The organism is Natrinema pellirubrum DSM 15624 (assembly GCF_000230735.2).
Taxonomy (GTDB): domain Archaea; phylum Halobacteriota; class Halobacteria; order Halobacteriales; family Natrialbaceae; genus Natrinema; species Natrinema pellirubrum.
Genome location: NC_019962.1, coordinates 2,589,002 through 2,613,132, shown reverse-complemented (window position 1 = coordinate 2,613,132; position 24,131 = coordinate 2,589,002). Strand labels below are relative to the sequence as shown.

Below are 24,131 nucleotides of genomic sequence, written 5' to 3'. Positions count from 1 at the left end.
ACCCTCCTCACGCGATTTCGTAGTATCTGACGCCATCTTCCGTCTCGTAGGTTACCGCGCCCTCTCGCTCGAGCGTGCCGAGCGCGCCGAGGGTATCGAGCAGCGGAGCCATGTGCCGCACCGTCCCGACGCGTTGTTCGGCGATCGCCAGCGGGCTCGCGGGTCCGACGGCCGCGGCGGCCTCCCGGGTTTCCTCGAGCAGCGTGTCCAGCCGATCCTGCGTGGCCGCGATGACCGCTTGCGGCCCCTCGAAGACGGGGCCGTGGCCCGGGAAGACAACCGTCGCGTCCGTCTCGGCCAGTCGGTCCATCGCCTCGTAGTAGGCGTCGACCGCTTCGTCGGCACCGTAGTCGAGGCCGACCTGGAAGGCACCGGCGCGGAACGGCTCGATGAGCGCGTCGCCCGAAAACAACACCGTCGTCCCCTCGACGGTCGTCTCGAAACACAGGTGATCGACCGCGTGACCCGGCGTCGCGAACGTCTCGAACTCCCGACCGCCGATCGTGACCGTCGCGTCGGGCTCGATCATGCGGGCGGTCTCGGGCTCGACCAGTCGCCGATCGCGGCGTAGTTCCTCGAGTTCCTCCTCGACGATCTCCGTGTATCTGTCGCCCTCGTAGCCCGCCGCCGTCGTCATCTCGCGAAAGCCCTCGCGGGCGGTCTCGAGGTCTCGCTCGAGTCGCGACAGCGACCGCGCCGGCGCGTGGACGGTCGCGCCGGCCGCCCGGAGGACGGGCAACTGGCCGATATGGTCGCTGTGGACGTGGGTTACGACGACGTGGTCGATGTCGGCCGGTTCGTAGCCGATCTCCGCCAGCCCCTCGCGCAGTTCCGTCTCGCCGGCATCGTCCGGTGCGCCCGCGTCGAACAGGATCGGCTCCTCACCCTCGAGCAGGTAGGCGGCGACGTGTTTGGGTGGCCAGGGAACGTCGAACTCGAGGCGATGGATCCGTTCGTGGGCGCGGTCAGCTCGGACGGCTCTGCAGGAGGCATCGGCAGTCATTGTCCTGAGAAGTGCCACCCAGACACATAAACGTCGCGCCCGAACACGCCGCCGGCGTTCGGATTCGTCACGGTCGCAGTGGAATGTCCCGCGATTCGGCCGGTCGGTCGCGCGCGGCAGTTGGCAAGACTTAATGGCGTCATGCCGTTACATGGAGGTAATGGCTTTTGAGGACCTGCTCGAGGACCCGGTGATCCAGAAATATTTGCACGAGCTGGTCGGTCCCAAGGGGATGCCCGTCGCGGCGGCACCGCCGGACGGGGAAGTGACCGACGAGGAACTCGCCGAGGAACTCGACCTCGAGTTGAACGACGTGCGGCGCGCGCTGTTCATTCTCTACGAGAACGATCTCGCCACGTATCGGCGACTGCGCGACGAGGACTCGGGGTGGCTGACCTACCTCTGGACCTTCGAGTACGACAACATCCCGGAAAATCTCGAGGAGGAGATGTACCGGCTGCGCGAGGCCTTGGACGAGCGCCGGGAGTACGAGCGCAACCACGAGTTCTACCTCTGTGAGATCTGTTCCATCCGCTTCGAGTTCGGCGAGGCGATGGACTTCGGCTTCGAGTGCCCCGAATGCGGCTCGCCGCTGGAATCGATGGACAACGACCGACTGGTCAACGCGATGGACGACCGCCTCGACGCACTCGAGGACGAACTCAACATCGACGCGGACGCCTAATGGTCGTACTTGCAACCAAGCTATACGTCGAAGGAGAGGCCCGCGAACGGGCACTGGACTCGCTGCGATCGCTTGTCGGCAACGAGATAGCCGATCTCGACGTCGAGTTCGAGATCGGCGTGCGCCACGACGATTTCCCCTCGGTGACGGTCGAGGGCGACGACGCCACGGTCACGCGCAACGTCCTCCGCGAGGAGTTCGGCGAGATCGTCCCCGATCTCGAGCCCGGCGAGACCTACGTCGGCACCCTCGAGTCGTGGGACGACGACGGGTTCGTCCTCGACGCGGGACAGGGCGACGGCGTCCGGATCCCGACCGACGAACTCGGGCTCGGCCCGGGGTCGGCGACGCAGATCCGCGAACGGTACGGGCTGGTCCAGCATCTCCCGCTCCGATTCGTGTACGGTGGCGATGACCCGTCCCGTCTGTCCGACGCCGAACAGGATCGCCTCTACGAGTGGACCCGCGGCGACGGCCGTCTCAACGTCAACAGCGCGACCCGAGCGGAAGTACGGGCCACGCTCAACCGCGCCGGCCACGCCCAGGACTACGTCACCGTCGAACGGCTCGGCCTGCTCGAACAGAGCGTGATCTGTCCCGAAGACACCGATCCGCCGGGGTTGCTCGCGAGCGTCGGCGAGTACCTCCCGGCCGAACTCCGCTGTGTCGTTCCCTAGCATGAACCGACGGCTCCTCTTCGCGATGGTCGCAGTCGCCCTGTTGACGATGGGGGCCGGTTGTTCGGCGTTTTCCGGCGGGATCTCCGACGACCAACTCGATCAGGACGCCGAATACGACGATCTGCGCGACAGCGACGCCGACGTCGCGATCGAGATCGAGGGGGGCAACGTGATCAGCAACGGCGAGTTCCGCGCAGTCTACGACCTCGAGGACACCGACGAACTCTCGCTGTATCGCTCCTCGCTCTATCAGGACGAACCGCTCGATATCAGCGCCGTCCGCTACTGGTATCCCAACGGGACCGAAGTGAACGGCTCGGATCTGGAGATCGAGCAGGGCCAGTCCGAAACGACGGTGCAGGTTCCGGACGGGAACGGAACGCTGGCATTCTCCGGTGACGCCGGCCGGAAAACCTTCCAGTTGCCGGCCTACGTCGAAGGTTCCTACGAGGTGACGGTCCCCGAAAACCATCGGACATCGAATTTCTTCTTCGGGGATGTCTCGCCGAACGGCTACGAGCGCGAGGTCGTCGACGACCGAGAACGACTCGTGTGGGACGAAGTCGACAGTCCGATCTCGCTTCGGTACTACCTCACGCGTGACATCCCGCTGTTCCTCGGACTCATCGGTGTAACCGCGCTGCTCGGTGGGATCGGGATCGCCTACTACTACCGGCAGATCAGACGGCTTCGGGAGCAACGCGAGGAGTTCGGGCTCGACGTCGATACCGAGGACGAGTCCGACGACGGGCCGCCGGGACTGTTATAATTAGTTCGCCGATACGCGGGCTCGATCCCGCCCGAAGGGGTTCGAAGCGCTGTTTTCAGCCGTGAATCGTTCGCTCGTCGAGCCAGACGACTTCGTCGCCGTCGATCTCGATCCGGCCCTTGACGTGGGTCGTCTCGACGCGTGGCGGCTCGAGGGTGCCGGGTCGAACCGAGCGCGTCACGTCGACGTCGTCGACCAGCCAGCCGTAGTATCGGTCCTCGTCGTCGGTCACGCTGAAGACGAGCAGTTTGGGTTCGTCGACGCGGGCGGTCGTCCGAAGCGACGAGCCGAAGGCCCGCGGGAGATCGACGACGCTGACCCGCTCGCCGGCGACCGTGATCGTTCCCGCGTCCCACGGGTCCGCAGCGTCCGCGAGGGGCTCGTCGTTCGTCACGCCAAGGACCGATTCGACCGATTCGGCGCCGACACAGTAGCGTCGCTCCTCGAGGTCGAACGTGAGGACGGTGACGGGGTCGTTCGTCTCCTGCCGGTCGTCGGGGTTCGAAGCCGAGCCCATTCGAACTGGACGAAGTCCGTTCGGAAAATAAGCCTTCCGGATGGTTGAATTTTCGGCGAAATGACGGACGGGGTAACCGAAGCGGTAATCGATGGTCGGCGACGTGTCAGTTCCGACGACTCCCACGGTGGAGTCAACGTTTTATTGGTGGAACCTGATACACGAACAGGACCATGGCCCCGGATCTCTCGGAAAAGCTTCTCGGAATCGATACCGACGACGACCGGCCCGGTGACGGCGACGAGGACGACCAGGAGACATTGTTCCAGTTCGTCTTCGTCGGCGTCGGCGAACATCGACTCGCGCTCCCGGTCGATGCGGTCAGAACCATCGCGGAACCGCCGGACGAACTGACACGGGTCCCGCGTGCCCCGCCCGCAATCGAGGGGCTGATGGACCTTCGTGGGGAGATCACGGCCGTCATCGATCCGCGGGTCCACTTCCCGGTCACCGAGGAGCGGTCGGGCCGCGAGCGCCTGCTCGTTCTCGACCGGCCGAGCGATCGGCAGTCGGCCGCGATCCGGGTCGACGAGGTCATCGGCGTCGAGACAGTGCCGGAAAGCGACATCGTCGACGCCGAGTCGGTCGCGGACAGCGACCTCACGGGTGACGCCCTCGAGCATCCGCTGGTCGTCGCGATCGTGACCAAAGAGCGGGATCCGAGCGTCGACGTCGGCGGTATCCGCTCCGAGCGACCGACCAACGACGGGATCGGTGCTGTCCCCGGTGCCGAGATGGGTGGCGGAACCGAAGCCGGCGGCTCCGCGGCCCTGTCCATGGGGTCGGCAGGCAGCGCGCTCGGGGAGTCGATCGGCGACACGTTCGAAGTCGAGCCGACCGACGAGTCGGCCGCCGAACCCGATGAGGGCGACGGGGAGGAGACGACGACGGAGATCGTCGTCGAAGCGACGGCCGTGGTCGACATCGAGCGGTTGTTATTGGCGTCCGGTGGCTCGTAACGAAAGGCGAGCCCACGCCGTTCGCTAAGAGGGGATCTGACCCGGGTCTGCGTCCCGTATTCGGCGTTTATCATGACTGATAATCGAGAGACAGCATTTATGGTAGTTGTATCTCAACGAGAGTTTGGTGTACTACTGAATGTCGACAGGGGTGCTCATCGTGGACGACTCTCATTTTATGCGGAACCTCTTGCGTCAGATCTTGGAACAGGATTACCGCATCCTCGGAGAGGCGTCCAACGGCGCTGAAGCCGTCAAACTGTACAAAGAACACGATCCCGACATCGTCATGATGGACATCGTGATGCCGAAATGCAACGGCATCAAGGCGACCGCGGCGATCAAGAAGATCGATCCGGATGCCCGCGTCATCATGTGTACGAGCGTCGGACAGCGTGAGAAAATGAAACTCGCCGTGAAAGCTGGGGCGGACGGCTACGTTACGAAACCGTTCGAAGAACCCAGCGTCAGAAAGGCCCTCTCGGACGTCGTCGCTGCATGACGCGAGTACTCGTTGTCGACGACTCGAAGTTCATGCGGACAGTCATCGGCAACGCGCTCGAGGAGGCCGGTTACGAGGTCGAACGGGCCGAAGACGGTGCGACCGGCGTCGAACGCGCCGCCGCAATCGATCCGGACGTCGTAACGATGGACGTCGAGATGCCCGGGATGGACGGGATCGACGCCGTCGAGCGAATCATGGCGACGAATCCGACACCCATTCTCATGCTCAGCGTCCACACGGAGGAGGGAACGACGGCCACGCTCGACGCGTTAGAGCGCGGGGCCGCGGACTTCCTCCACAAGCCCGACGGCTCGGGCTCGCGCAACATCGCACACCTCACCGACGAGGTCGTCGAAGCCGTCGACGACCTCGCCGCCGCGGAGGTATCCTCGATGGCACTGGCTCGAGCGGCCGCGACAGCCCATGCGACCCGCACTGGGCGGGCCGGCGCGGGTGAAGCTACGACCGGCAACGCCGTCGCCGGCGGGAGTACGGAGACGCAGGTATCCGATCGCTCCGCAGTCGGCCCCGACGTCCCCAGCGTCGGTTCCGGGTCCGGGATCGACGAGGACGCAGCGCCAGTGACCGTCGACGGCGACACCGAGACCGCCCCGACGGTCGTCATCGGCGCGTCGACCGGCGGCCCGAAGCTCATCGAACGACTGTTCGAGCGACTCCCGGCCGCCCTCGAGGCGAAAGTACTGGTCGTCCAGCACATGCCGCCGGGGTTTACCGAGCGGTTCGCCGAACGACTCGACGCACGCAGCGGCTACGACGTAAGCGAGGCCGCGGATCGCGAGCGACTGGCACCCGGCGAAGCGGCCGTCGCTCCGGGCGGCGTCCACCTCGAGGTAGCGAGCAACGTCGGCGACCGGCTCCGTCTGCGACTCGACGACGGCGAACGGGTCCACGGCGTCCGGCCGTCGATCGACGTGACGATGGAAAGCGTCGCCGCCCGGATCACCGACCCGATCTGTGGCGTCGTCATGACCGGGATGGGCCGCGACGGCGCGGCCGGCATCGAGGCGATCGACGCTGCTGGCGGTCACACGATCGCACAGGACGAGGCGACGAGCCCGGTCTTTGGCATCCCCTGTCAGGCAATCGAAACTGGCTGCGTGGACACGGTCGCGCCCGCCGACGGCATCGCCGACGCGATCGTCGACGCGTTCACGACGGACGGTGAGAACGATGACTGAGTATCTGACGGACTTCGTGCAGGAGAGCGAAGAACGAATCACGGAGCTGAACAACGCCTTGTTGACCCTCGAGCGGGATCCGGACGACGAGGAGGCGATGGAAGAGATCTTCCGGATCGCACACACGCTCAAGGGCAACTGTGGGGCGATGGGGCTGGAGTCGGCCAGCGATCTCGCACACGCGATCGAGGACTTACTCGACGCCGTCCGCGGGGGCGACATCGAAGTGACGCCGGAGCTAATGGACGTCGTCTTCGACGCGGTCGACGAACTCGAGACGATGATCGACGAGGTCGCCGCCGACGGCGAGATCGACACCGATCCGTCGGCGACGATCGACGCGGTTCGGGAGTACCTCGAGCGAGATACAGCCCGGCCCGGGCTCGCATCGCCGACGCCCGAGGAGATCGACGAGATCTGTTCGCGGTTCGCACCCCCAACCGACGACGACCGGGACGTCTACCTCGCCCGTCTCGACATCGCCGAACGCGAGGGCGTCAACAACGGCAAACTGGTCGTCGATGCGCTGATCGACGCCTTCGAGCTGATGGGAACCGCCCCGTCTCGGGATCGAATCGAGGCCGACGAGTACGACCGCGGCTTCGACGCCGTCTTCGCGACCGCGGTCGGCGAGGCCGCGATCGCCTCCGGCCTCGAGCCCGTCGAGGAGGTCGACGATTTCGAGATCGTCGACGTCGACGATCGGTTCGAGGCCGCGCCGGCGGACGACCCCGGTGACGTCGCGGCCGAAGACATCACCTCCGCCGACGCACAGGACCTCGAGGTCGACGAGTTGCTCGATGAGTTCAACGAGTTCGACAACCTAGACGAGATGGTCGAGGACGTCGAGGACGAGGAACTCGACGCCTTCGAGGACATGGGCGAGGCCGGGTCCTTCGACGACCTGCTCGACGAGGAGGATGTCGAGGAACTCGAGGCCGAGCCGGGCCAACCGCCGGCCGAACACCGCGAGCCGGACGCGGCGTCCGGCGGCGCCAATGCCGACGCTGCGGCCGGTGGGTCGGCGGCCGACGACGGCGACGACGGCGACGACGAGGTCGACGACGCCAGCGCGGTCTTCGACGAACTCAAAGACGAGGTCGAGATGGTCGGTTTCGACGAACTGCAGGACGAACTCGAGGAACTCGAGTTCGACGAGTTCGACGAGGACGAAGAAGTCGACATGGACGAACTCCTCGGTGAGGAGGCCGACGACGACGCGTTCCTCGAGGGCGAAGAGCCTACCGAGAGCGCTGTCGACGACATGCTCGTCGACGCGGAGACGGAACCGGCAGCCGATGAACTGGCGGCCGGCGAGTCGGAGGTCGGCGGTTCCGCGGACGCCGAGGAGACGGCCGATACCGACGTGGTCGCTGCCCCCGCTTCCGACGACCGCGAGAGCGGGACCGAAAGCGACGAGCCGGCGACCGATGCTCCCGAAACCGAACCGGCCGACGGGATCGAGGCGGACACGACGGCGGAGCCGGCCGACGAACCCGAAGCGACGTCCGATACTGCGGGCTCGCCGGCGTCGGCCGAGGCCACCGCCGAGTCCGCCGACACTGAAGCCGAGACGGCACTCGAGAAGTCGACGGAACCCGATGGCACGGCAGCGCCCGACGCTGACGACGCCGACGATACCGAACCCGGGGCGGCGGAAACGGACCGTCCCGCCGACGACCCGATCGTAGTCGACGACGCGCCTGCCGACGAGGCGGGCGTCTCGGACGCCGATACCGAGCCCGCGATCGATGACGCCACTGACGAGAGTGTCGCCGTCGACGCCGACGACGGAGCCCCGACAGATCTCGAGACGGAAACCGATGACGGGACCGACCTCGAGGAGGCCGATACCGCCACCGCTGGGGCCGATACCGTCGACGACGTCGAGACCGACGACGGTGCCGAGACCCCTGCCGCCGATAGCAGCGTTGCCGACGCCGATATCGAAGCCGGCACGGCCGACGACTCGTTCGGTACCGACGACGGCTTCGAACCGTCGGCGGGATTCGACGACGGCCTCGAGACGGCCGACGAGGATCCGTTCGGCGATGAGCCGATCGACGACGCTGCCGACTCGTTCGGTGCCGACGACGAGTTCGAGGTATCGGCCGACTCCGTCGACCTCGAGGACGGGGACGACGGGTTCGGCGGCTTCGATGACGACATCGACGACGGACTCGACGACGACGCGTTCGACGACACCGACGCGTTCGACGTCGATACCGACTTCGGATCGTCGACCGACGAGTCGGAATCCGGATCCGAATCGTCGTTCGGAGACGATGCCGACGACGACGAGAGCGACGATGTCGTCCGGACCGTCGAGGAACCCGAGTTCGAGATTCCGGACATCGAGATTCCCGACACGGACGTCGAGCAGGATGCCGACGACGAGGCCGACGAGATCCAGTCGGTCCGAGTCGACGTCGAACAGGTCGACTCCCTGCTGAACCTCGTCGAGGGACTGGTGACCAGTCGCGTTCGCCTCCGGCACGCGGCCGAGGCCAACGACGACAACGACGCGCTCGAGACGGAACTCGACGCGCTGTCGGACCTGACGACCGACCTGCAGGAGACGGTGATGGACATCCGACTGGTTCCGCTGCGGACGGTCACGAACCGCCTGCCGCGGGTCGTCCGCGACATCGCCCGCGAACAGGACAAGGAGGTCGCCTTCGAGATGACCGGTGAGGACGTCGAACTCGACCGAAGTATCCTCGATCGCATCGGCGATCCGCTGATCCACCTGGTTCGCAACGCCGTCGACCACGGGGTCGAACCGCCCGCCGAGCGCGAAGCCGCCGACAAACCCACCGAGGGTAGCGTCGAAGTCCACGCCGACCGTGAAAGCGATCGCGTGACGATCACCGTCGAGGACGACGGCAGCGGGCTCGATCCCGATCGGCTCCGCGACGAAGCAGTCGAGGCGGGCGTCCTCGAGCCCGAAGTGGCCGCCGAACTTCCCGACGAGGACGCCTACGATCTCATCTTCCATCCCGGCCTCTCGACGGCCGATGAGGTGACCGACGTCAGCGGCCGCGGCGTCGGGATGGACGTCGTCAAGCGGACCGTCGAGGATCTCGAGGGGATGGTTTCGATCGACAGCGAGGCCGGCGAGGGAACGACGGTGACGATGGAACTGCCGGTGACGGTCGCGATCGACGAGATCCTCTTCGTCGAAAGCGGTGGCGAGGAGTTCGGCGTCCCGACCAAGGCAGTCCGGGACATCGAGCCCGCCTCTGCGATCGAAACAACGGACGGCGAGTCGATCCTGCCCGGCGAGGACGGCGACTACCCCGTCGTCTCGTTGGCCGACATCCTCGAAACGCCGGCAGCCGGCGCGAACGGGAACGGCATGGTCGTCCGCATTCGCGACGACGTCCGCGAGGTCGCCCTGCACTGCGATCGGGTCAGCGGCCAACAGGAAGTCGTCGTCAAGCCCTTCGAAGGCTTCATGAGCGGCGTTCCTGGGATCAGCGGCGCGACGGTTCGGGGACGGGGGGAGGTAGTCAACATTCTGGACGTGACGACACTATGAACGAACAACACCCAACCCTACGGAGGAATCCATGACGATGATGGTCGACATTCGAAAGCTGAGTTTCATAAACGAGATGGCGAAAGTCGGGACGAACGGCGTCGCCGACAACATGAGCAAACTGACCGGCGAGGACGCCCAGATGGAGGTGACCAAGACCAACTTCATCGACGTCGACGACATCGAGTCACAGCTCGACGCCGGGAAGCGCGTCGGCGTCCGGGTCCGGCTGCTCGATCCCCCACACGGTCACATCCTCATCCTCTTCCCCGAGGCCAGCGCCAAGAAGATCACGGCGATCATGCTGCGTGACGTCGTCGACGACATGGGCGACGTCTCGGGCAAGATGGCCCGTAGTGCCGTCGAAGAGATGGGCAACATGATGGCCAGTGGCTTCATCGACGGCTGGGCCGACGTGCTTGGCCGTGCGATCGATATCGCCGCGCCACAGCTGGTCTACGCCCCGACGGGCGAGATCGTCACCCGGACTGCGAGTCTCGGCGGTGACGACCTCGCGCTGTTTTTCGACTCCGACCTGTCGGTCCCCAGCTACCAGATCGAGGCGGAGATCTACGCGTTCCCGGATCTGGAAGAGTTCGTGGAAATGGTCAACGGCATCGAAGTCCAACCCGCATGAAACTCGACGTCAACGCACTCGGCACGTTCTACCGGATGGCCCGCGAGGGTGCCGGGATCGCCGCCGGCCGACTGACCCACATGATGGGCGTCGAGACGCAGGTCGGCGTCACGAAGCTCAACTTCATGCGCGGGCGCGAGATCCGCCGTGACTTCGAGGACTCGACCGAGAAGGTCGGCGTTCGCGTCAAACTCACCGGCGCGATCGAGGGCTACTCGGTCGTCGTCTTCGAGCGCGAGAGCGCGTTCCGCGTCGTCGAGACGCTGCTGGCCGAGGCCGGCCCCGACGCGGAAATCGAGGGCGACGCGGGCGAACCCGACGAGTTCGACGAGATGACCGAAAGCGCCGCGACGGAGGTCGGCCACATCATAAACAGCGGGTTCATCGACGGCTGGGCCGACGTCCTCGAGGCCGTCATCGACGTCTCGACACCCGAGTTCGTCGAAGGCGTCTCCGCGGAGCCGTTCTTCGGCGACATCGACGAAGCGCCGGGCGACGACGACCTCGCCTTGCTCTTCCAGAGCCGGATCGAGACCGTCGGCACCGAAGTCGGGTTCAATCACTACCTGTTCCCGAAACGGGAGTCGATGTCGAAGCTCTTAGAGCGGCTGCGCACCAGCGAGGGTATCGAGTACGACAAGTTAGACGGGTTCGATCGGATGGCCGAACGGGGCGCGGAGGAAGTCGCCGAAACCGCCACGACGCTGACCGGCATCGACACCAGCGTCGAGATCCGGCGGCTCAACTTCGTCTCGCTCGAGGCCATTCCGGAGCAGGTCGCCGAGGAGAAACTCGTCGGCGTCGCCTTCGAGTTCGACGGGATGCCAAGCGGCTATCTGCTCTTCCTGTTCGACGAGGAGTCGGCCCACGAGATCGTCGACGCGATGGTCCCGATGGAGGTCGACGAGGACGGCTTCGGCGAGATGGGGACCAGCGCGATCAAGGAACTGGGCAACATCATGGCCAGTGGCTTCCTCGACGGCTGGGCGAACGTCTTGGACACGACGATCGACCACTCGACCCCCGAGTTCATCCACGACATGGGTGCCGCGGCCGTCGATCCCGTTATCATCCAACTCGGTGAGAACCAGGACTTCGCGTTCGTCTTCGACACGGTCGTCGTGGCCGACGGCCGCGAGTTCGACTGTGAAGTGTACGCCATTCCGGACGAATCGGACCTCGAGCGGGCGCTGAACAGCTTGGACGTCGATCGGATCGAAGACGCCAAGACGACGGCCGAGTTCCAGGAAGTCGATACCACATGAAGACCTACGGCACCGAACCGGGCGCACCGACGCCGGTCCAGGTCGGCATCTCCGAACTCGTCGTCAGCGACGGCGACGACACGCTCAAATCCTACGGGCTGGGGTCGTGTCTGGCGATCGCCCTGTACGACCCGCAATCAGGGATCGGCGGCTTGGCACACGTCATGTTACCCGATGGCGACGCCGCCGACAACAGCGACCGCAAGCCGGGCAAGTACGCCGACACGGCCATCCGGGCACTGCTGCGCCGGATGGTCGAACAGGGTGCCAACTATACGGCCGTCGAGGCCAAGATCGCCGGCGGCAGCGACATGTTCGAGTTCGAAAGCTTCGGCGACGGTGTCGGCCAACGCAACATCGCCGCCGCGAAAGAGGAACTCGAGAAGCTCGGTGTCCCCCTCGAGGCCGAAGACGTCGGCGGCGAACACGGTCGCACCGTCGAGTTCACCCCTGGGACGGGGAGCCTCGTGGTCAAGACCTCCGACGGCGACGACGAAAACGGAGTGACGGAACTGTGATCGGCGACGGTGCCGGCGAGATCGATCCCGAAGACCTGGATCTCCCGCTCGACGACACCGGCGGCGACGACGACGAGGAGACGTTCACGGAACTGCTGGCCTTCGTCGAGGACGAACTGTCCTTCGCGACCAGCCACTACAACGATAGCTACCTCGATCGCCGCGTCTCCTCCCGGATGCGACGCACCCAATGTGACACCTACGAGGCGTACTTCGAGTTACTCCGGCAGGATCCGGCCGAACAGGAGGCGCTGCTCGAGGCGCTGAGCATCAACGTCACGGGGTTCTTTCGGAACCCGGACGTCTGGGAGGGGATCCGGACCGTCCTCCGGCGACTCTCCGGAAACGGGCCCGTCCGGGTCTGGAGCGCCGCCTGTGCCGACGGGCGCGAACCCTACTCGTTGGCCATGCTCGCTCACGACGACCCCGAGATCGACGAGTCGTCGGTCTACGTCCTCGGGACCGATATCTCGCAGCCGGCGCTCGAGACGGCCCGCGAGGGCGTCTACGAGGAATCACGGACGATCGATCTGGACGAGCAACTCTCCTTTCTCGACGACTACCGACGGTACGTCGACGTCGACGGCCGCAACTACCGGATCGCCGACGACGTTCGGACGAACGTCCGCTTTCAGCGCCACGACCTGATCAACGACGAGCCCAAATCCGGATTCGACCTCGTCGTCTGCCGGAACCTGTTCATCTACATCGACAACGCGTACAAGCGCTCCATGCTCGAGACCATCGCCCGGTCGCTCCGGTCGTCGGGCTATCTCGTCATCGGGAAGGCCGAAACCATCCCGCCGAACCTCCAGTCGGCCTTTGCCGTCCGCGAGGCCCGCCTCCGGATCTACCAGCGAGCGGAGTCGTCCGCGACAGACCAGTAGTCACCCCAACTGCGCGACCGCGGATCCGTCGTCGCCGCCTGCAGTCGACCGGACGTTACATGGCGGTCGACCGACTACTCCCGACGAATGCCACCCCTCGACATTCGCTCGTATACTGCCCGCGCTGGGGCACTGGTCGACGCCTCGCCGCCGACCACCCTACGGGACACCCGCAGGTGGCTCGTCGACCCCCTCCTCGAGACGCTCGGCTGGGACGTCCGGGCCGACTCGTGTCGTGCCGATCGGGACGTCGACGACGTTCACCTCGAGTACGTCCCGACCGTCGACTCGGTGCCGGCGCTGTTCGTCGCCGTCGAACCCGCGACCGACTCGCTGGACGGACGTCGGGCGAACGCACTCAGACGGGCGATGGCCTGGACCGGCGTCGGCCGGGCGATCTACACGAACGGTCGCGACTTCCTCCTGCTGGCGGGAACGTCCGATATCGACTACCGCACCGTCCGTCTCGCCGACCTCACCGACGAGGAGTCGGTGCTGGCCAACTACACGCGATCGACGCTCGGGAGCCGTCTCGAGCGCCACTCGCGGGAGTTGGTCGCCAGACAGCTCGCCGTCGAGCGGCCCGTCCTCGTCGAATCGATCGTCGACCGGCTCACGGCGGTGACGACACAGGGCGAGGCCTACGCTCCCGAGTTCGAGGCCGCAGCCGAGCGATTTCTCGACCAGCTCGTCGTCGCGTTCGCCGAGCAGCAGCCGGCCTCGAGCGACGGTCCGGCCGTCTCGGTCCGATTCAGCGAATCCGCGATCACCGACGACGGTCCGACTCGTGAGGGGACGGCCGACTCACCGACGGCGGCCGGCGACGCCGCGCTCGAGGCCGACGATCCGACCGGGAGCGAACGCGACGAGTCGGGAGATGGCTCTCCGGGCGAGGATGCCGACACCGCAACTGACGACCGCTCCGGCAAACCGGGCGACGAGGGTCGCGGGGACGGCGAGTACGTCGTCCGGTTTTTCAACGAGCGCGGGTCGATCGGCGCGATCGGCCACTCGACGTCGGACGGCGCGTTGGTCGAGGCCGCCGAATACCTCCTCGATCGCGGCCTCGCCGGGGTCGATCCGCCGTGGCGTCCCGACGGGAGCGACCGCACGATCCTCAACGACGGCCCCGTCGGGGCCGACGGCTCACCGATGGCGGCACCGAAACGACTCTCGAACGGTCTCGCACTCGAGACTGCCGGCAGCGCCGCCCAGCGGGCCGCCCGCGTGAAAGCACTGGCTGACCGCGCAGGGCTGCGGGCGATGCTCACCGGCGACTGGGACCGAGAAACTCAGTAGTCGATCCGGCCCTCGAGGACGGTAACGACGACTGTCAGATCGTTCCCGGGAGGGTTACAGGTTCCGCCGATGTCATCACCTTCCCAGCCGCCCCGGTCGAAGGTTCCGTTCCACGCGGTCTCGTACTCCGTTTCGGTTACATTGACCGAAACCTTGTTGACGTCTTCCCGAACGACCGTCTCGCGGTTGACACTCGTCAGTTCGAGGCCGATGCGTCCGTCGGCCTGCACCGAACGGTCGTCGGGGTTTTGAATCGCAACGAGCGAGACGACTGCCCGGTGGTTACCGGTGTCACATCGCAGTCGCGGCCGCTCGCGGAAGACGCTCCCGCCGTCGTCGGCTCGGATGACACCGCCGCCCTCGTATGCAACCGTGTCTTCATCCAGACCGTACTCGAACCGGCCGAGGTCGAACTCGCCGCCGCTGTTAGTGTTCAATCCGTTGCCAATATATTCCCCATCGATCGAGACGTTCACTCTCGTTCCGTCCGATCCCGTTCGAACGGTCCCCCCTCGAAGCGACAGTTCCCCCTCTCGTGCCGTTACCCCGTCGTACCGGAGGACGTCGTTGAAGTTGTCCGCCAGCGCCGCCATCGCTCGGTCGGCGGTTCGGACCTGTTCACCCTCCTGATAGTCGGTCATCGTCTGAAATCCGATCGTCGACAGCAGTGCGACGGAACCGAGGATGATCGCGAAAACGAGGATAAACGCGAGGACGTCCGAAACTGCTCGGTCGTCGCTCGCGGGGTCGCCACCGGCTCGATCGTGACACCCCCGCATTAGCGGGCCTCCGTGATCGAAATGTTGTTCGACGATCCGTCGTACTGCAGCTCGATCTCACCGCCGCTGGCCGAACTGTTCTCGATGTCGGCGGTCGTCTCAACCGGCACGTAGGCGACCGTATCAGCACTCGCCGCCGTCAGTCGCAGGCAATCGGTCTGCCCGTCGAGCAGCGGTGCAGTACAGTTACGCCGTAGCTCGACGGTGTATCTGGAGTTCGCGACCGTCCGCGGGTGACTGGCCGTGACGGCTACCCGCTTGGCTCGCCCATCGTCTCCGGTCGCGATCCGATCGACGTTGCCGATCTCGTTAGCGAGGCGCTCGCCGATCGTCTCGAGGGTCGTGTCGGCGCTGCGGTCGGTTTCGGTCTCGAGCATGGTGCTTGCACTCGTGATCAACATAGCGACGAGGACGGTCGTAATAGCGATCGTCAGGACGTGTGTCAGTGTGATCGAGACGCCCCGATCGTCGTCCTCGAAGCCGCGGTTCATGATCGATCACCGTACAGGAAGACCCGATACGGTCGCTCGTAGGAGACGTCGCTCGAGTCGTAGGTGACGGTGACGTCGACGGCCCAGGCGGCGTCGGAGCCGTCGGACAGATCCGCTCTAGTGACAATGTCGTACGTCCCCATGTTCGTGTCACCCTCAATCCGCGGTGACGTTGGGACATCAGGGTCGATAAACTGCCGATCACAGGAACCATCGACCGTCGCGTTAACTGCACCCGTGACGAGATCGATTTCGGCACGCTCGTTTCTGACCGTACAGATTTCCCCGTCCTCGTCGGTAATGTTGAATCCATCTCCATCGGGGAGACTAGCTCCAGTTATTTCGATCGACTCGGATCCGGTCCCGTTCCGGTAAACTGTAACGTTATCGCCGGTGCCATCATATTGGAGATTGAGTGATAAGTGCCCAACCTTGCTGTCGGATCCGTTATTGACGGTCCCATTCGGAATCGGTTCGTCGGATTTGGCTTTGGCCTGCTGGTCCTCGGGAACGCCGTCGACCGAGATGTCGACGATCACCGGTCGGCTGTTCCCGGTCACGTTTTGGTATTGCCGCCGGAACCCGTTCCCGTCCTCGACAACAGCCCTGAGTTTCTCGTTGTAGTCACTGGGTGTATCGTTGCCCCACCTGAGATTTCCACGGTGAGCGATTCCCGCGATTCCTTGCTCGATGTCGTATTCGACCGTGGCCGCGTCGCTTCCGCTTCGGCCCGAATCTTCCGACGAGAGCGTCTCGGTGAGCAACACGCTGTTGACGACGACGACGAGTCCGAGGATGATGAACGCGAGCGTGATCGCACCGATCAGGATCAACTGGGCCCGGTCGCGTCCGCGATCATTCCCACCATCACCGTTTGATTGCAGACGACGACTTACCATACGATCACCCGTATCTCGACGACGTTGTAGATCGGATTGTCATCCCCGTTTTTAGCGGGTGGGATCGGGTAGTTATCAGCTTCGGAGAGGTTGATCCCCTTGTCTCTACTACCCGGTGCCGTCAGCTCGTCATCGTCGTACAACGTGACGGTATGACTCGCCGTGATTGCGCTTTCCGGCGGCGACCCTTGGTTGACCATCTGGACACGCTCGAACGTTCGGTTCGTCGTACTGTCGTTCTGATAGACGAGTTCGACGTTGTAGTACGAACCGGTCTCCGTGTACCGTTCGGACAGAACCTGTCCGAGGACGAACGCCTCGCGGTTGAACGACTGCGCGCCGTAGGCATTGTCCGAATCCGTCGCGTTCGCGCCGTGGAAGCGCTCTTCGGAATCGTTCCAGTAGCGGATCATATACGAGAGCGTCCCGTTCTCGCCCTGTCCCTGTCCTTCTGCAGCGATCGACAGCGCGTCCATCGTCTCCTGTTGCACTTGCGATTGGACTGTCCGATCGGCCGCGCCGCCGGTCGTCGGCGTGATCACGATCGACTGCAGCGCGAACAGCACTGCCATCAACACGACCATCGAACCGATGAACCCCTCGAGCGTGTAGGCCTGTCCGCGGTCACCGCCCCCGGTCCGTTTGATCCCACTCATGTTACCACACCCTCACGACGAGTCGACATGCCGGCCGACATTCGTCGGGATGGTTCGCGAGCGTGACGATCCGTACAGAACTCGCCGCCGGCTGTCCGGTGTAGTCGTCCCCTGCCGTCAGACCGGTGTCAATATCCGAACTGCCGTTGAGACGTTCGATAGTTACGTTAACCCGATCGTAGACGAGGTCCTTGTCGCTGCTCGCCCGAAGCCCCACCTGTTTGGTCAGGTTCTCCTTGCCCTGATAACTGGTAAAATTGATCTCGTTTCCCTCACCTGTGGCCGTATCGTTGACGATTCGGTCGGCGATCCGATCGGCCTGTGCCGTCTCCGCGCCACCGACCGACGAGTCAAACGGCGTCACGACCGACGGCAGAAACAGAAAGACGAACGCGATCGCCAGCAGGAAGATCCCGATCCCGACGGCGAAGTCCTGCGTCGTCTGGCCCCGTTCGCGCTCGGCCACTGCCCGACTCGAGCGGGCCAGCAGCTCTCGTCCGTCCGTTCGATCCCGGCATCGATCGTGCGTTCCGTTCCCGGTCATATTAGGCCACCAGCGTCCAGCCGATGAGTGCGACTGCGGACAGTCCGACCGCGTACTTCAGGCCGCTCAGTAGGTCCGCGTCTCGGATGTAGCCACAGATAAAGCCGGAGATGATCGCCTGCAGGGTCACCGCGTGGAAGAACAACACCGACAGCATATCGACGTCGATGTTTTCGCTCAGGTTGGCTCCCTGCATCGCGCCACCGCCACCGCCACCACCACTTCCGCCGGTCTCGAGCCCAGCCATCGTATCGATGAACTGGGTCTTGAGGATCGCGATCACCGCAAGCACCGTCATGAACGTCATGATGATGATCACGATCTGCATGCGGGTTCGGGACTTGCGCTCGCGTTCGATATCGTCGTGGTTCTCGCTGGCGGTGGCGGCCGTCCGGAGGACGTCCGAAATCTGGTTCGACGCCTCCTGAGCTTCGGTGATCAGCCGCGTCGTCCGAGCCAGCCGTGGAATGTGGTACTTGTTGTTGAACTCGATGAGCGCCTCAGTCAAGCTCATCCCGTAGTTGACCTTCGTGTGCATCATCTCGAACTCGCGTGCCAGCTTGCCGCTCGTGGTGTCCGAGACGGCCTTGAGCGATTCCAGCAGCGTCAGCCCCGTGTCGTTGGAACTCGAGAGCTTTCGAAGGTCCTCCGAGAGTTTGTTGACGACGGCGTTTCGATGCCGGACGTTCCACTCCCGGAAAATCGAGAGCGGCAGCGCCGTGATATACAGCGGTACGTAGAGATAGATGAACGTCCCCCAGATCGGGGCCTCGAGCATCTCGTCCCACGAGGTCGGGGCCGATCCGTTTACAAGCGCCGTGACGACGATGACGAGCGCGAGCGGGAGGGTCAGTACGAGAGTGACCAGCGGATGGTCCCGGAAGAAGATGTGGGGTTGACGCAGGACTTCGATCGTCTCGTGGGTCCCCTCGCGGTTCTTGATCCGGTCGAAGACGCTGTGCCGACCGGTAAACTGCTCGACGAGGCCGAGACTCAGCAGGCCGCCCTCCTGTCCCGTTTCGGTCCGCTGGTCGGTGTTGCCCATCGTGAGATAGCCGTCACCGGGTTCGTCGTGTTTGACCGTCGAAACCAACACCATGAACCCGACACCGATCATCGGGATCAGACCGTAGACGACCATATACAGCATCTGATCCGAGACGTCGGCGTTCGGGATCATCTGCATGATCACCATGATGATGATCAGCAGCAGCGGGAACAGCGACAGCGTCATGTACATCTCCCCGAACAGTTCGAGCGTCTCGAGGGTCAACTCCTGTTCCTGCTTTGCGGTCCGCATGTGCTTTTCCTTCTTGTCCTCGAGGAAGCTCTCCATGTCACCGCCGCTGTTGACGATCGAGAGCATGTCGGTCAAAAACTGCGAGAGGTCGTCGCTCGGCGTCTCGAGTGCTTGCTTGCGGATCGCCGTCCGGTAGTCGATATCGAAGTACTCGGTCTCCTTGACGATGCTCTGGAACTCACGGGCGACCTCGCCGTAGGTGTCGTCGGCCTCGGCCATCGCCTCGATGATCTCGAGTTGGTTCAGGCCGCCGACCGAGAGGGCGTACATAAAGGAAATCGAGTCAGTCAACAGCATGTTGATCTCGCGTTTCCGGCTCGAAGCCCGCGAGTAGGGAATCGCGACCATCGAACCGAACCCGAACGCGAAGCCGATCGAGCCGAAGAAGAGACCGGCGAAAAAGACGACGGCGGGAATTCGGAGGAGGTTGATGATGTCGAGCAGGAGGCCGGTCCCGACAGGGATCCCGATCAGCGGTTCGTTCGCGATGAATCCGAGCGCGACCAGGCCGTAGCCGATCATCAGGCCGATCAGCCAGAGGCTCAGCCCGCTGATGAATCCGATACCGAGCGCCCGGGAGAGGTAGAGTTCAACCGTGTCGGTCATCCGGGCCTGTGCGAGTTTCGTCTCGATGTCCGCGACGAACTCGCTGTCCTCGCCGAACAGCCAGTCGTAGAGCGGATAGAACCGATCACCGAGGGCGTCGGAACCCGCCGACATCCCCGTCCCGCCACTGTCGTCCCGTTGGAGGCTCATGTGTCACCGTCCTCGTTCGCGTCGTCGGCGTCGAAGATGCCGGTATCGTCGTCGTCGCCTGATTCGTCTTCTTCATCCCTGAAGATCGAGTCGTCGTCCCCGCCGTCGAAGAGCGACCCGTCGCTATCGTCGTCGTCGGCCTCGTCGCTGAAGATCGAATCCGACCCACCGCCGAAGATCGAGTCCTCGTCCGTCGCGGAGTCATCACCCCCGCCAGACCGATCGGTCGGCGTCGATCCGTCCGTTGACGACGCCGTCTCGTCCGGGGACTCGAGTGCTTCGTCGACGTCGGAGCCAGTGTTTGGCCCGTCGTCTACATCCGTGGCAGTCGAGCCGGAAGCGGTTTCGTCTCCGTCGTCGGTATCGGTCCCGTCCGGCGGGTCCGAACCGCTTTCGTCGATCTCGATCGTCGGCGGTTCGACCGCCGTTGCGTCCGCGGATTCGTCGTCCGTCGTCGCAGGCTCGTCGTCGCGCCCCGCATCGACGGCATCTGTTTCTGACGTCCCGTCGCTTTCCCCCTCGTCATCCGACGAGGGCTCGCTGAGGTCGATCGTCGGCGGCTCCGGCTCCGACGGTGACGCCCCGTCGGCTTCGGCCCCGCCTGACTGTGTGGGCGTCTCGCTCGAGGTCGTCCCTTCCGCGGCCGGTTCGCGACCGTCGTCCGTCGACTCCGTGGCCGTTTGATCGGCCGGCGAACGGTCGGCCGTCCCGTCCGGGCCCGCGTCGCTCGAGGGGGGTATCGATGCGGCGGACGCGGTGTCGCTTTCGGGGGCGTCCGAGAGATCGTCGATCTGTGCGTTGCCCTCACGGCTTTCACGGTCGTCTGATTCCGGATCGAAGATCGAGTCGAGGTCGTCCTCGGGGAACATCGAATCGAATCCGGAGGTGTCGGGTCGGCCCGCGGGGGTCCCGTCCTCGACGGCCGGTCGGCCGGAGCCGGTCGGCTCTCCGAGTTCGTCGATCGTCTCACCCATGTCGTCGAATAGACCGCCCAGATCGCCGTCTCCAGCGTCTTCGGTGGGCATCACCGTCGAGTCGTCGGCTTCTCCTCCCGCTATCGCGCTGTCGGCATCGCCAGACTGGCTCGCGGTTCGGGAGCGATCCGGCCCGGTGTCCGCGGTCGACGCCTCGGTGTCGGCCCCGGCAGCGACCGACGAGTTCCCGCTCGAAGGGGTGCTGTCATCGGCCGTCTCCGACTCGTCCGTACTCGGCCCGGGTTCGGCGGCGTCACCGGTATCGGAAGCTGGATCCGCAGCGGCTCCGGCCGCGTCGGCCTCGACACCGTCGCCGCCGGTCGCGGTTCCGCCGTCGCCCTCGTCCCCGATCGCGAAGCCGGTGTCTTCGCTGAGCCACGCCGGCTCGTCGGCGGCCCCGTCGTCACCCTCGACGGCGAATTCCGTGTCGCTGTCGCCGAGTTCCCACTCCGAGTCGTCGACGCCTTCGTCGACGTCGCCTGCGAACTCGAACTCCTCGCTGTCGGCTCGGTCGACCTCGATCGTGCTTTCCTCCTCGACGTCGCCGAGCGCGCTCGCGAGCCCGCTCGGCACTTCGCCGCGGTACTCCTCGAACACCGACTCCTCGGCCCGTTCGAGGATGTCCATCGAGAGGTTGTACGTCTCGTCGGTCGCCTCCGGCCGGGGGACGAGTTCCTCTTTCTCCGGGTCGACGTCGATCAGGACGCTCTCCATCTCGCGGAGGTCCTCGAGACTGTCCTCGAGTTGCCCGTTCGCGATGAGCGTGAGGATAGTGTCGGGATCGTTGATGAAGGCCTGGACGGTCGCGGCGACCTGTGCGTACGTGTTCAGTCCGTTTTTGATGAGATAGGCGAGGATGATCTCGCGTTTGAACAGTTCCTCCTCGAGCTTTTCAGTACTCCACCCGCGGTCGAACTGGATCTCCTCTAAGGTGTTCGAGTCCCCCATTTTGAGGAACTCGTCGGTCTCGGCCTGCCACTGGTAGACGTCCTGAACGTTGATCTCGTCGTGTTCGGCCTCGTAGTGGTTGATCTCGGTCAGGGACTTGTTCCGGCGGACCTTCCGGCCCTGTACTCGGGTCTGTGTCTGGATCGAGACCAGGTCCAGAGCGGTGAACATCGTCTTCGAGACGTTGATCGGGTCCGTCGTGAACCGCTTGAGGACTTCGTCGACGGAGTCGGCGTGGAAGGTCGTGTACGTGGTGTGACCGGTCGACATGACCTGGAACAGCGTTCGACCCTCCTCACCGCGGATCTCACCCATGACGATGTAGTCGGGGCGCTGTCGGAGCGCGGCCTCCAGCAGGTCGAACTCGTCGACGTCGCCCTGCTCGTCGTCGGCGAACGAGGGACGAGTCACGCTGGCGATCCAGTTGCGCTGTGGCAGTTCGACCTCGCGGGTGTCCTCGATGGAGACGATCTTGGCGCTGCTGGGGATAAACAGCGAGACGGCGTTCAGCGAGGTGGTCTTCCCCGAGGCAGTACCGCCGGCGAAGATCAGGCTCTTGTGGTTCTCGATCGCGAGCCAGAGGAAGGCCATCTCGTCCAGCGAGAAGGTGTTCCAGTTGATGAGGTCGATCGGCGTGAACGGGACGTCCTTGAACTGGCGGATGGTGTAGTTGGTCCCGTGGTCGGACACCTCTTTGCCGAGGGTCAACTGGGCGCGCGAGCCGTCTGGCAAGGTCGCGTCGACCTGTGGGAGCCGCTTACTGATGCCTTTCCCGGAGCGCTGTGCCAGTTTGACGACGAAATCGTCGAGTTCGTCCTTCCCGTGGTAAATGTTCGAGATGATTTGTTCGTACTCGGAGTGGTAGACGAACACCGGCGAGTTGTAGCCGTCGACGGAGATGTCCTCGACGTTGATGTCGTGTTTGATCCCGTCGATCCGTTCGTAGCCGATAAAGTCGCGTTTGAGCAGGTACAGTAACTTCTCGACCTGATACTCGCTTAGCGTGTCCGGATCGTCGGCCAGAATCGCCGGCTCCGGTCGGACCTCGATCCCCTGTAGCTGCGAGGTCCCGTCGTCCTCGCTTTCCGCCGCTTCGTCCTCATCGTCGAGCAGCCCCTGTAGCGTCTCGAGGATGCTCTTTGCCGTCTCGCCCGACGTGGCCTCGAAGAGATCATAGCGCTTGAGCAGCCGCCGGGTCTCGTCCTCGATGACCGTCCGCCGGCCGTCCTCGGTCGCTTTCTCCTTGATCCCGTCCTCGGAGTACTTGATGGCCGTCCTGAGCTTGCCCGAGAGGAACTCCTTGAGTTCCGTCTCAATCTCGTTCTGGTAGGGTTCGACCATGTAGTACTTCTTCTCGTTTTCCTTCTCCGAGTGGAAGATGACGACGAAAGCGTAGGGTTTGTTGACCCAGTAGCGCTCGACCTCGCGGAAGTGGGTCTTCTTCTCGAAGGGAACCGCTTTCTCGAGATCGTATCGGTTCGAGACGGTCGTGTTGCCCGCCGCCGTCGAGAAGAACTCGTCTTCCTCGATCTCGTCTTGGATGTTGACGGTCCGTTCCTCGACGATGTCGTCGAGTTCCAAGGCGGCGTCGTTGCCCGCCGCGAGGTGGTTCTCGAGGGTCTCGGGATCGAAACCGAGTGCCTCCTCCCGGTCGTGCCGGACGATCTCACCGTCGGAATCCCGTGGCCGGCTGCCGTCGTCCTCGTAGTAGTACTCCCACTTGTAGTGTTCCCACGTCCAGGTATCCTTGACGACCGGCGTCGTCTCGGGGTTGGCGTACTCCCAGTAGGCGTCCCAGATCGCCTCGCCGTTGTCCCCCGCGGTCGGCAGGACCGTCTCGTCGAGGTCGTCGGGGTGGTGACCGAGGTATTCCTCGGGGTCGAACTCGACGTCGTTCCAGTCGTCCCCGCTCGGGACGACCGATCTCACGTCCTCGTCGGTGTCGAGCCCGAGCTGGTCGTCACCCTCGGGTTCGTCCGGGTACAGGTCGGCGACTTCGTCCCCGTGCCCGTGTTCTTCCATGAACGCTTCCCACGTGTACTCGCCGACACGGACACGCGAGTCCCGTTCCGACGGCTCGTCCTCCGACGCAGGGTCGGACGCCTCCCCCTCAGAAAAGTCCCCGGCGTCCGATTGGTCGGCCTCGTCAATAGCCATTGCCCCTACACGAACGCTCACCCCTCAAAAAATTCATCCGCCCATTACCAGTTCTGATAATCCACAGTCCCGCCGTTTTCTATCGATTACGGCTCGATCGAGGTGGATTTAGGTTCCGTTATTGACACGCTTGCTGCCGGGGGAAAACGACAATCGACGCCTG

Annotated in this window: 21 protein-coding genes; 12 read left to right on the top strand and 9 right to left on the bottom strand. The window is 64.4% G+C overall.

From position 1 onward, the window contains the following. Window positions 1-7: 7 nt before the first annotated feature. The gene (locus tag NATPE_RS12585; RefSeq protein WP_006181861.1) at window positions 8-1,003 is read right to left on the bottom strand and encodes an MBL fold metallo-hydrolase; all 996 of its coding nucleotides are present in this window, start codon (window positions 1,001-1,003) and stop codon (window positions 8-10) included. 160 nt (window positions 1,004-1,163) lie between these two features. On the opposite strand from NATPE_RS12585, the gene NATPE_RS12580 reads away from it, so the two are divergent. The 3 genes from NATPE_RS12580 to NATPE_RS12570 are packed head-to-tail and all read left to right on the top strand — an operon-like array spanning window position 1,164 to window position 3,137. Next, on the top strand, window positions 1,164-1,688 hold the full coding sequence (locus NATPE_RS12580) for a transcription factor (protein WP_006181860.1): 525 nt from the start codon (window positions 1,164-1,166) through the stop codon (window positions 1,686-1,688). Beyond that, window positions 1,688-2,365 (top strand): DUF2110 family protein, encoded by a 678-nt coding sequence (locus NATPE_RS12575; protein ID WP_006181859.1) that lies wholly within the window; start codon window positions 1,688-1,690, stop codon window positions 2,363-2,365. Before NATPE_RS12580 ends, NATPE_RS12575 begins: the two co-directional genes overlap by 1 nt. Before the next feature lies 1 nt (window position 2,366). After that, window positions 2,367-3,137 carry a DUF5803 family protein gene (locus NATPE_RS12570; RefSeq protein ID WP_006181858.1) on the top strand — a complete coding sequence of 257 codons (771 nt, stop codon included), beginning with the start codon at window positions 2,367-2,369 and terminating at the stop codon, window positions 3,135-3,137. Window positions 3,138-3,192: 55 nt separating this feature from the next. Here the strand turns inward: NATPE_RS12570 and NATPE_RS12565 are convergent, their stop codons facing one another. Next, window positions 3,193-3,654, bottom strand: coding sequence for a chemotaxis protein CheW (locus NATPE_RS12565; protein WP_006181857.1), 462 nt, complete (start codon window positions 3,652-3,654; stop codon window positions 3,193-3,195). Between the two features lie 173 nt (window positions 3,655-3,827). On the opposite strand from NATPE_RS12565, the gene NATPE_RS12560 reads away from it, so the two are divergent. The 9 genes from NATPE_RS12560 (at window position 3,828) to NATPE_RS12520 (ending at window position 14,464) form a co-directional block, all read left to right on the top strand. Further along, a complete protein-coding gene (locus tag NATPE_RS12560) occupies window positions 3,828-4,613 on the top strand; it encodes a chemotaxis protein CheW (protein WP_006181856.1) in 786 nt (261 codons plus the stop codon). A 139-nt stretch (window positions 4,614-4,752) separates the two neighbouring features. Continuing rightward, the gene (gene cheY, locus NATPE_RS12555) at window positions 4,753-5,115 is read left to right on the top strand and encodes a chemotaxis protein CheY (protein ID WP_006181855.1); all 363 of its coding nucleotides are present in this window, start codon (window positions 4,753-4,755) and stop codon (window positions 5,113-5,115) included. Continuing rightward, the gene (gene cheB, locus NATPE_RS12550; protein WP_006181854.1) at window positions 5,112-6,317 is read left to right on the top strand and encodes a chemotaxis-specific protein-glutamate methyltransferase CheB; all 1,206 of its coding nucleotides are present in this window, start codon (window positions 5,112-5,114) and stop codon (window positions 6,315-6,317) included. The genes cheY and cheB overlap by 4 nt, the downstream gene beginning before the upstream one ends. Next, window positions 6,310-9,858: a chemotaxis protein CheA gene (locus tag NATPE_RS12545; protein WP_006181853.1), complete on the top strand. Its 3,549-nt coding sequence runs from the start codon at window positions 6,310-6,312 to the stop codon at window positions 9,856-9,858. Before cheB ends, NATPE_RS12545 begins: the two co-directional genes overlap by 8 nt. A gap of 31 nt (window positions 9,859-9,889) precedes the next feature. Continuing rightward, window positions 9,890-10,495, top strand: coding sequence for a chemotaxis protein CheC (locus NATPE_RS12540; RefSeq protein ID WP_006181852.1), 606 nt, complete (start codon window positions 9,890-9,892; stop codon window positions 10,493-10,495). Further along, window positions 10,492-11,760, top strand: a complete 1,269-nt coding sequence (locus tag NATPE_RS12535; RefSeq protein ID WP_006181851.1) for a chemotaxis protein CheC — start codon at window positions 10,492-10,494, stop codon at window positions 11,758-11,760. Before NATPE_RS12540 ends, NATPE_RS12535 begins: the two co-directional genes overlap by 4 nt. Then, window positions 11,757-12,278 carry a chemotaxis protein CheD gene (locus NATPE_RS12530; RefSeq protein ID WP_006181850.1) on the top strand — a complete coding sequence of 174 codons (522 nt, stop codon included), beginning with the start codon at window positions 11,757-11,759 and terminating at the stop codon, window positions 12,276-12,278. Before NATPE_RS12535 ends, NATPE_RS12530 begins: the two co-directional genes overlap by 4 nt. Next, on the top strand, window positions 12,275-13,165 hold the full coding sequence (locus NATPE_RS12525; RefSeq protein ID WP_006181849.1) for a CheR family methyltransferase: 891 nt from the start codon (window positions 12,275-12,277) through the stop codon (window positions 13,163-13,165). Before NATPE_RS12530 ends, NATPE_RS12525 begins: the two co-directional genes overlap by 4 nt. 87 nt (window positions 13,166-13,252) lie before the next feature. Further along, window positions 13,253-14,464 carry a hypothetical protein gene (locus NATPE_RS12520; protein ID WP_006181848.1) on the top strand — a complete coding sequence of 404 codons (1,212 nt, stop codon included), beginning with the start codon at window positions 13,253-13,255 and terminating at the stop codon, window positions 14,462-14,464. On the opposite strand, the gene NATPE_RS12515 is transcribed toward NATPE_RS12520, so the two are convergent. From NATPE_RS12515 to NATPE_RS12485, 7 genes are read right to left on the bottom strand one after another with little or no spacing between them, the layout of a single operon-like run. Next, the gene (locus NATPE_RS12515; protein ID WP_006181847.1) at window positions 14,458-15,243 is read right to left on the bottom strand and encodes a DUF7289 family protein; all 786 of its coding nucleotides are present in this window, start codon (window positions 15,241-15,243) and stop codon (window positions 14,458-14,460) included. The two genes, NATPE_RS12520 and NATPE_RS12515, sit on opposite strands and share 7 nt — an antisense overlap. Continuing rightward, window positions 15,243-15,734, bottom strand: coding sequence for a DUF7266 family protein (locus NATPE_RS12510; RefSeq protein ID WP_006181846.1), 492 nt, complete (start codon window positions 15,732-15,734; stop codon window positions 15,243-15,245). The genes NATPE_RS12515 and NATPE_RS12510 overlap by 1 nt, the downstream gene beginning before the upstream one ends. Further along, window positions 15,731-16,633 (bottom strand): hypothetical protein, encoded by a 903-nt coding sequence (locus NATPE_RS12505; protein ID WP_015299099.1) that lies wholly within the window; start codon window positions 16,631-16,633, stop codon window positions 15,731-15,733. Before NATPE_RS12505 ends, NATPE_RS12510 begins: the two co-directional genes overlap by 4 nt. Continuing rightward, window positions 16,627-17,289: a DUF7288 family protein gene (locus NATPE_RS12500; RefSeq protein WP_006181844.1), complete on the bottom strand. Its 663-nt coding sequence runs from the start codon at window positions 17,287-17,289 to the stop codon at window positions 16,627-16,629. Before NATPE_RS12500 ends, NATPE_RS12505 begins: the two co-directional genes overlap by 7 nt. A gap of 1 nt (window position 17,290) precedes the next feature. Continuing rightward, window positions 17,291-17,833 carry a DUF7287 family protein gene (locus NATPE_RS12495; protein ID WP_006181843.1) on the bottom strand — a complete coding sequence of 181 codons (543 nt, stop codon included), beginning with the start codon at window positions 17,831-17,833 and terminating at the stop codon, window positions 17,291-17,293. 1 nt (window position 17,834) lies between these two features. Beyond that, a complete protein-coding gene (locus NATPE_RS12490; protein ID WP_006181842.1) occupies window positions 17,835-19,889 on the bottom strand; it encodes a type II secretion system F family protein in 2,055 nt (684 codons plus the stop codon). After that, complete coding sequence (locus NATPE_RS12485; RefSeq protein WP_006181841.1) at window positions 19,886-23,968, bottom strand: ATPase, T2SS/T4P/T4SS family; 4,083 nt, start codon at window positions 23,966-23,968, stop codon at window positions 19,886-19,888. The genes NATPE_RS12490 and NATPE_RS12485 overlap by 4 nt, the downstream gene beginning before the upstream one ends. Window positions 23,969-24,131: the final 163 nt, after the last annotated feature.